This window comes from Brevundimonas vesicularis (assembly GCF_032067225.1).
GTDB classification, from domain to species: Bacteria; Pseudomonadota; Alphaproteobacteria; order Caulobacterales; family Caulobacteraceae; genus Brevundimonas; species Brevundimonas vesicularis_F.
Map to the genome: position 1 here is coordinate 1 of NZ_DAMBJX010000072.1, position 7,350 is coordinate 7,350.

The following is a 7,350-nucleotide window of genomic DNA, read 5'->3' on the forward strand; positions in this document are numbered from 1 at the left end:
TCGGCAGTCCCTGCGAGGACCGTCCCGAGTGCGGCCGAGTATCCCCCTCGACCCTCCGACGGCGCACCGTGTGTCGCCGTCGGCGCGGGCCGTTTCAGACCCGCTCCCGTTCCATCCGCACTCGCCGCCGCAAGGTCGCAGGCCAAGCGAGCCCTCCATGCGACGAGACAGGGCTATTATGGACCCGTTTGACCCGGTGGATGGGAGAAGGGGGACATAAATCGGCAAGCGATTGGATTCGCTGACAACGGACCAGCGGCATTGCGATGGCTGAGCATCGTCTCCTCCCCATTCATGGGGAGGTGGCGCGGCGCGCCTTCGCGCCGTGACGGAGGGGCTCTTCACCGCATCGGTGGCCCGTGAGACTTGAAGAACCCCCCACCGCTTCGCGGTCCCCCTCCCCACGCTGTGGGGAGGAAACGATTGGGTCAGATCAGTCCCGCCAGCGGCGACGACGGGTCGGCATACATCCGCTTGGCCATCCGCCCGGCCAGATAGGCGTCGCGGCCGGCGATGACGGCGTGCTTCATGGCCCGGGCCATGCGGATAGGGTCCTTGGCGCCGGCGATGGCGGTGTTCATCAGGACGGCGTCGCAGCCCAGCTCCATCGCGCGGGTCGCGTCCGAGGCCGTACCGACGCCCGCATCGACCAGCACCGGCACCTTGGCCTGTTCGACGATGAGGCGGACGTTGACCTCGTTCTGGATGCCCAGGCCCGAGCCGATCGGGGCGGCGGCGGGCATGATAGCGGCGGCGCCGGCGTCTTCAAGCCGCTTGGCCATCACCACGTCGTCGGTGCAATAGACCATGACATCGAAACCGTCCTTGATCAGCAGGTCCAACGCCCGCAGCGTCTCGATCATATCGGGATAAAGGTGGGCGGTGTTGGACAGCACCTCCAGCTTGACCAGGCTCCACCCGCCGGCCTCGCGCGCCAAGCGCAGGGTCCGGACCGCATCCTCGCCCGTGAAACAGCCGGCGGTGTTGGGCAGGAAGGTGAAGCGATCCGGCTTCACATAATCGACCAGCATCGGCTGGGTTGGATCCGACAGGTTCACGCGGCGTACGGCGACAGTGACGATCTCCGCCCCGGCCGCCTCGGCGGCGGCTGCGTTCTGGGCATAGTCGGCGTATTTGCCGGTGCCCACGATCAGGCGCGAGTTGAAGGTGCGGCCGGCGACGGACCAGGTTTCGTTGGCTGTATCGGTCATGGGTGCTGACCTACGCGCCCTAGCCGCCGAGCGAAAGGTCGCAGGGATCACACCGCGTTGCGAGGGACTATCGAATAGATTAAACTAAGTGAACTAAGTTCAATGGAGACGCGTCATGGAGACGGTCAATATCCATCAGGCCAAGACGCATCTGTCCCGCCTGATCGAAAAGGCAGCGAAGGGCGAACCCTTCATCATCGCCAAGGCCGGCAAGCCGATGGTGAAGGTGACGGCCTTGGATGACACGCCGAAGAAGGCGGTTCAGCGCATCGGCTTCATGGAAGGCGAATTCCAGATTCCAGACGACTTCGACACCATGTTTCAGGACGAGATCGAAGCCATGTTCTACGGCGAACCTGACGCCAAGACATGAGACTGCTTCTCGACACTCATCTGCTGCTATGGGCCGCAGCCAACAGTAAACGCGTCCCGCGTCGGGCGGCGGCTCTGATCAACGACCCCAGCAATGTCCTGATGTTCAGCGTGATCAGCCTGATCGAGGTCGCGATCAAGACAGCGCGAGCGCGACCCGAGTTCCAGGTCGACGCCGGCAGACTCCGCTCGATGTTGATGGAAGCGGGATATCATGAACTTGAAGTCGCAGGCGACCATGCCATCGCCCTGGGACAGTTGGACCCCGTTCACAAGGATCCTTTCGATCGCCTCCTTCTGGCGCAGGCCATAGTCGAAGAAGCAACCTTGCTGACGGCCGACGCCATGCTCGCCCGCTATTCCGGCCCCATCCTCAAGGTCTGATCAACCGCCGCCGACGAACTGGACCAGTTCGATACGGTCGCCTGCGGCCACCGGCGTGGCGGCGTGCAGGGACTTGGGCACGATCTCGAGATTGCGTTCGACGGCGACCTTGCGCGGGTCCAGCGACAGTTCCTCGACCAGGGCCAGGATGGTGGCGGCCTGGACCTGGCGCGGCTCGCCGTTGAGATGGATCTGGTGCACGCGCGTTCTCCCTGGGCCTTCGCGCGTCAGATAAAGGCTGACGGGCCGCTTCGCCAGACTGTGCGCTCAGCCCGCCTCGAACAGGAAGGCGCCGACCGCAACGGCCAGGGCCGCGAAGGTCGCCACCACGGTTCTCAGGATCAGTTTGCCGTCCTGGCGCATCCTCGGCGCTCCCACAGGCCGTCCCGACCAGGGACGATGGCGGCCGACGCTGCGAAATCCACGCCATCGCACGTAACGTCGGGTAAGGTTCGACGCCGCGAGCGTTTGACCCACGCCCTGCGTCCGCTAAAAGGCCCCTCTTGCGCCGCGCTGCGCCGGATCGATTCTGGAACCATGGCCGAAACGCCCGTCATTCATGTGCTGAACGGCCCCAATCTGAACCTGCTCGGGGTTCGGGAGCCGGACATCTATGGCCGCGACACCCTGGCGGATATCGAGCAGCGTTGCGTCCGGGCGGCCGGCAAGGCGCAGATCGTGTTTCGCCAGACCAACCATGAAGGCGTGCTGGTCGACTGGATCCAGGAGGCGCGCGAGGGCGCCCACGCCCTGATCCTCAATCCGGCGGCCTATGGGCATACGTCGGTGGCGCTGCACGATGCGCTGAAGACGCTGTCGATCCCGGTGATCGAACTGCACCTGTCCAATCCGGCGGCGCGCGAGGCGTTTCGCCATCACTCCTATGTGTCCTCCGCGGCGACCGGCGTCATCGCCGGCTTCGGCGCGGCGGGCTATGAACTGGCCGTCCAGGCGGCCCTCACCCAGGTTCGGGAACGCGGCTGAGCCCCGTCCCGTTTATCAAAGACCACGAAAGACAAGGCGCAACTCCAATGGCCGATGACAAGAAACACGCCGAAATCGACGCCGCCCTGGTTCGCCAGTTGGCCGAGATCCTGAACGAGACCGATCTGACGGAAGTCGAGGTCGAGCGCGGCGAACTGCGCATCCGCGTGGCGCGCGAAGTCACTGTCAACGCCGCTCCGGTTCAGTACGCCGCCGCCCCCGCCCCGGTCGCCGCTGCGCCCGCCGCCGCTGCTGCGCCGGCCGCCATGCCGTCGGACCCCGCCACCATCGTCGCCCGCGCCGGCGAAGAGGTGAAGTCGCCGATGGTCGGCACCGCCTATCTGCAGGCGTCGCCGGAGGCCCCGGCCTTCGTCCAGCCCGGCGACAAGGTCAAGAAGGGCCAGACCCTGCTGATCGTCGAAGCCATGAAGACGATGAACCCGATCCAGGCCCCGCGCGACGGCGTTGTGGCCGAAATCCTGGTCGGCGACGCCCAGCCGGTCGAGTTCGGCGAACCCCTTGTCCTGCTGGAAGCCTAAGCCGTGTTCACCAAGGTCCTGATCGCCAACCGCGGCGAGATCGCGTTGCGCATCCACCGGGCGTGCAAGGAGATGGGCATCTCCACCGTCGCCGTGCACTCCGAAGCCGACCGCGGCGCCATGTGGGTGCGGCTGGCCGACGAGAGCGTCTGCATCGGCCCCGCCTCGGCCGCCAAGTCGTATCTGAACATCCCCTCGATCATCGCGGCGGCCGAGATCACTGGCGCCCAGGCGATCCACCCCGGCTACGGCTTCCTGTCCGAAAACGCCCGCTTCGCCGAGATCGTCGAGGCCCACGGCATGACCTTCATCGGTCCCAAGCCCGAGCATATCCGGGTCATGGGCGACAAGATCAGCGCCAAACAGACGGTCAAGGACGCCGGCATCCCCGTCGTCCCCGGCTCGGACGGCGAGGTCGAGACTGTCGAGGCCGCGATCGAGGCGTCCAAGTCCATCGGCTTCCCGCTGATCGTCAAGGCGGCGGCGGGCGGCGGCGGACGGGGCATGAAGGTCGCCCTGACGCCTGACGATCTAGTCGAGGCGGTCCAGACCGCCCAGTCGGAAGCTCTGGCCGCCTTCGGCAACGGCGCCGTCTATATGGAGCGCTACCTTCAGAAGCCGCGCCACATCGAAATACAGGTCATCGCCGACAGCCACGGCAACGTCGTGCACCTGGGCGAACGCGACTGCTCGCTGCAACGCCGTCACCAGAAGGTGCTGGAAGAGGCCCCCTCGCCCGCCCTGTCGGCCGAGGGTCGCAAGAAGATCGGCGAGACGGTCAACAAGGCGATCGCCGCCATTGGCTATCTGGGCGTCGGCACCATCGAGTTCCTGTGGGAGGACGGCGAGTTCTTCTTCATCGAGATGAACACCCGTCTGCAGGTCGAGCATCCGGTCACCGAAATGATCACCGGCGTCGATCTGGTTCGCGAACAGGTGCGCATCGCCGCCGGTCTGCCGCTGTCCTTCACCCAGGAGGACATCCACTTCGAGGGCCATGCCATCGAGGTGCGGATCAACGCCGAGAACCCGGAGACCTTCACCCCCTCGCCGGGCAAGATCACTGATTTCCACGCACCGGGCGGCCTGGGCGTGCGGCTGGATAGCGCCATCTACGCCGGCTATTCGATTCCGCCCTATTACGACAGCCTGATCGGCAAGTTGATCGTCCACGGCCGCGACCGCGAAGAGGCCATCGCGCGCCTGAAGCGTTCGCTGAACGAGGTCGTCATCGGCGGCGTCGATACGACCATCCCCCTGTTCCAGAAGCTGCTGGCCGAACCGGACATCCTGTCGGGCGACTACGACATCCACTGGCTGGAGAAATGGGCGGCCCGTCAGAAGGGCGAAGCCTGATTTTCTTTTCGTCATTCTCGGCCTTGTGCCGAGAATCCATAAACTCCGTCTTCGACGCGGTGCGCCGCTCGCAGCACCGGGCGTATGGATCCTCGCCACAAGGGCGAGGATGACGGACTTTAGGAATAGGCGATGACCGACCCCGATTTCAGCGCCAGCGGGCCTTTCGGCGGTTTCGGCCCCGAGGACCTGCTGGCCTGTTACGCCCGGGGCGTGTTTCCGATGGCCGAAGCGCGCGACGATCCGCGCGTCTTCATCATCGAGCCGGAACAGCGCGGCGTCATTCCGCTGGACGCCTTCCACATCCCCAGCCGCCTGCGTCGCACCGTGCGGGGCGAGCCGTTCGAGGTGCGGGTCGACACCGCTTTCGAAGCGGTGCTGGACGGCTGTGCGGCGGCGCAAGGACCGGATCGCGAAGACACCTGGATCAACGGCCCGATCCGGCGGCTGTACGCCGCCCTGTTCGCCATGGGCTTCGTCCATTCGATCGAGTGCTGGCGTGACGAGCGGCTGGTCGGCGGCCTTTACGGGGTCTCGCTGGGCGGGGCCTTCTTCGGCGAGAGCATGTTCAGCCGCGAGCGGGACGCCTCCAAGGTCGCTCTGGTCCATCTGGTGGCACGGTTGCGGAAGGGTGGCTGGACCTTGCTGGACGCCCAGTTCCTGACCGACCATCTGAGCCAGTTCGGTGCGGTCGAAAAGCCGCAGGCGGCCTATCTGGAGCGGCTTCAGCCCGCGCTGTCGGTCAGGCCGGACCAAGGGGCCTTACGCGCGCCTCTGACTGGTGCAGAAGCGGTCGCCTTGGCCAGCGCCTAGGTCCAATCGACATTCAACCTTCAGACGTCATTCCGGGGCGTCCGAAGGACGAACCCGAAACCCAGGAGAGGCGCACCGGGCGTTGAATGAGGCGGGCCACGCGCACGTGGCCCTGGGTTCCGGGTTCTTCGCTCCGCTCAGCCCCGGAATGACGAACTGAGAGGATCTGTCCGGACACGATTTGGGGCCTGTCCCGACAGGTTTGGATTGGCGTCTTCGGCCGGCCTGACGGTCAATGGCGCCATGACACAGACCTCGCCCAAAGCCCCGCCTCGCCCGTCCCTCCTTCGCGAGGTGCACGAGATCGCCCTGACGCTGATCTTCGCCATCATCCTGGCGCTCGCGATCCGCATCGTGCTGTTCCAACCCTTCACCATCCCCTCCTCGTCGATGGAGCCAGGGCTGGTGACCGGCGACTATATCGTCGTGTCGAAATATCCCTATGGCTGGAGCATGGCGTCACTGCCGTTCAATCCGGCGATGTCGCCGGGACGGTTGTTCGGAGGCGAACCGAGGCGCGGCGACGTGGTGGTGTTTCGCCTGCCGCGCGACCCCAGCGAGGCCTGGATCAAGCGCGTCGTCGGCCTGCCGGGCGATACGGTTCAGGTGCGGGGCGGCGTCGTCTTCGTCAATGGTGATCCGGTGCGCCAGACCCGGCTGGATATCGTCGCCGATCACGATGCGCCGCAGAGACGGGTCCAACAGGTGCGCGAGACCCTGGCCGACGGACGATCCTACGTCACCTACGACGGCGGACCGGATTTGCCGGGCGACGACACGCCTGCGCGCCGGGTGCCGGCGGGCCACTATTTGATGATGGGCGACAATCGCGACAACTCGCTGGACAGCCGCTGGCCGCCCGAGATCGGCGTCGGCCTGCTGCCGGCCGAAAACATCATCGGCCGGGCCGAGGTGGTGCTGGCCTCATGGAAACCGGGCGCCGGCCTGTTCAAACCGTGGACGTGGCTGAACCTTCAGTGGGACCGATTCCTGGTCCGCATCCGCTAACGCGCCCGGTACTCATCGAAGCTGACGACGCCGTCGTGATTGCGGTCCAGCCGGTCGAAATCGGCGCGGGTGGGCGACGACTGGGCCAGGGAGGGCGCGGAGACGGCGCCGAGCGCCAAGCCCGCGACGGCGGCGGCCAGGAGGGGCCGCCAGCCCAGGCGGGACTGAGGACGCGTGGACGACGTCGCGTTCAACTCGGCGTCTATGAAGCGGCGAATGGCGTCGCTGGCTGTCCGGCCCTCGTCACGGCACCGGGCCATGAAGGCGGTCTTGGTCGCGTGAGGCAGACGGATTTCGACCGTTTCGGTCTTCTTGGGCGGCTTGTTGCGATCCATGGCGCGCCTCCTCGCGGCGTCAGAGCTCAGTTCTTACAGCCGACGACCCAGGCGTCGTAATAGGGGTTCTGGATGCCGCTGACGGCGGGCGACGAGGCGAACATCCAGCCGCGGAAGATCTGGCGGCCTTCCTGCCGGCCGCGCGCCTGAAGCGAGACGTCCATATAGGCGATGGCGTCTTCGGTCAGTTCGTCGGGCGTCGTCACCTCGCACGCGCGGGCCGCGAAGATCAGATTCTGGTTGAAGCGCACGGGGCGACCGCCGACCTCGACCTCGAACTTCATCGTCTCGGCGGTGACCTTGTCGATGGCCTGGATGATCGCGAACTTGCGACGCTGGCGGCGCGCG

At 66.0% G+C, this 7,350-nt stretch carries 11 protein-coding genes; 7 read left to right on the forward strand and 4 right to left on the reverse strand.

Going from position 1 to position 7,350, the window contains the following annotated elements; genetic code table 11:
* Positions 1 to 428: 428 nt before the first annotated feature.
* Entirely contained in the window at positions 429 to 1,211 is a 783-nt protein-coding gene (locus RT123_RS14020; RefSeq protein ID WP_039247919.1) for a HisA/HisF-related TIM barrel protein, read from the reverse strand.
* A gap of 115 nt (positions 1,212 to 1,326) precedes the next feature.
* On the opposite strand from RT123_RS14020, the gene RT123_RS14025 reads away from it, so the two are divergent.
* Positions 1,327 to 1,584 (forward strand): type II toxin-antitoxin system prevent-host-death family antitoxin, encoded by a 258-nt coding sequence (locus RT123_RS14025; RefSeq protein WP_313009757.1) that lies wholly within the window; start codon positions 1,327 to 1,329, stop codon positions 1,582 to 1,584.
* On the forward strand, positions 1,581 to 1,967 hold the full coding sequence (locus RT123_RS14030; RefSeq protein ID WP_313009758.1) for a type II toxin-antitoxin system VapC family toxin: 387 nt from the start codon (positions 1,581 to 1,583) through the stop codon (positions 1,965 to 1,967). The genes RT123_RS14025 and RT123_RS14030 overlap by 4 nt, the downstream gene beginning before the upstream one ends.
* On the opposite strand, the gene thiS is transcribed toward RT123_RS14030, so the two are convergent.
* Complete coding sequence (gene thiS / locus RT123_RS14035; RefSeq protein ID WP_112861800.1) at positions 1,968 to 2,168, reverse strand: sulfur carrier protein ThiS; 201 nt, start codon at positions 2,166 to 2,168, stop codon at positions 1,968 to 1,970.
* A gap of 336 nt (positions 2,169 to 2,504) precedes the next feature.
* Between thiS and aroQ the strand changes: the two genes are divergently transcribed.
* The 5 genes from aroQ (at position 2,505) to lepB (ending at position 6,667) form a co-directional block, all read left to right on the forward strand.
* A complete protein-coding gene (aroQ, locus tag RT123_RS14040; RefSeq protein WP_153924375.1) occupies positions 2,505 to 2,951 on the forward strand; it encodes a type II 3-dehydroquinate dehydratase in 447 nt (148 codons plus the stop codon).
* A 47-nt stretch (positions 2,952 to 2,998) separates the two neighbouring features.
* Complete coding sequence (accB, locus tag RT123_RS14045; protein ID WP_055808514.1) at positions 2,999 to 3,490, forward strand: acetyl-CoA carboxylase biotin carboxyl carrier protein; 492 nt, start codon at positions 2,999 to 3,001, stop codon at positions 3,488 to 3,490.
* Positions 3,491 to 3,493: 3 nt separating this feature from the next.
* Complete coding sequence (gene accC / locus RT123_RS14050) at positions 3,494 to 4,846, forward strand: acetyl-CoA carboxylase biotin carboxylase subunit (RefSeq protein WP_313009759.1); 1,353 nt, start codon at positions 3,494 to 3,496, stop codon at positions 4,844 to 4,846.
* A 132-nt stretch (positions 4,847 to 4,978) separates the two neighbouring features.
* Positions 4,979 to 5,659 (forward strand): leucyl/phenylalanyl-tRNA--protein transferase, encoded by a 681-nt coding sequence (gene aat, locus RT123_RS14055; RefSeq protein WP_313009760.1) that lies wholly within the window; start codon positions 4,979 to 4,981, stop codon positions 5,657 to 5,659.
* Positions 5,660 to 5,902: 243 nt separating this feature from the next.
* Complete coding sequence (lepB, locus tag RT123_RS14060) at positions 5,903 to 6,667, forward strand: signal peptidase I (RefSeq protein WP_313009762.1); 765 nt, start codon at positions 5,903 to 5,905, stop codon at positions 6,665 to 6,667.
* Here the strand turns inward: lepB and RT123_RS14065 are convergent.
* Entirely contained in the window at positions 6,664 to 7,002 is a 339-nt protein-coding gene (locus RT123_RS14065) for an EF-hand domain-containing protein (RefSeq protein WP_313009765.1), read from the reverse strand. The genes lepB and RT123_RS14065 overlap by 4 nt on opposite strands.
* A 26-nt stretch (positions 7,003 to 7,028) precedes the next feature.
* The coding region (locus RT123_RS14070; protein ID WP_313009769.1) for a DUF2155 domain-containing protein at positions 7,029 to 7,350 on the reverse strand (322 nt) is incomplete at its 5' end.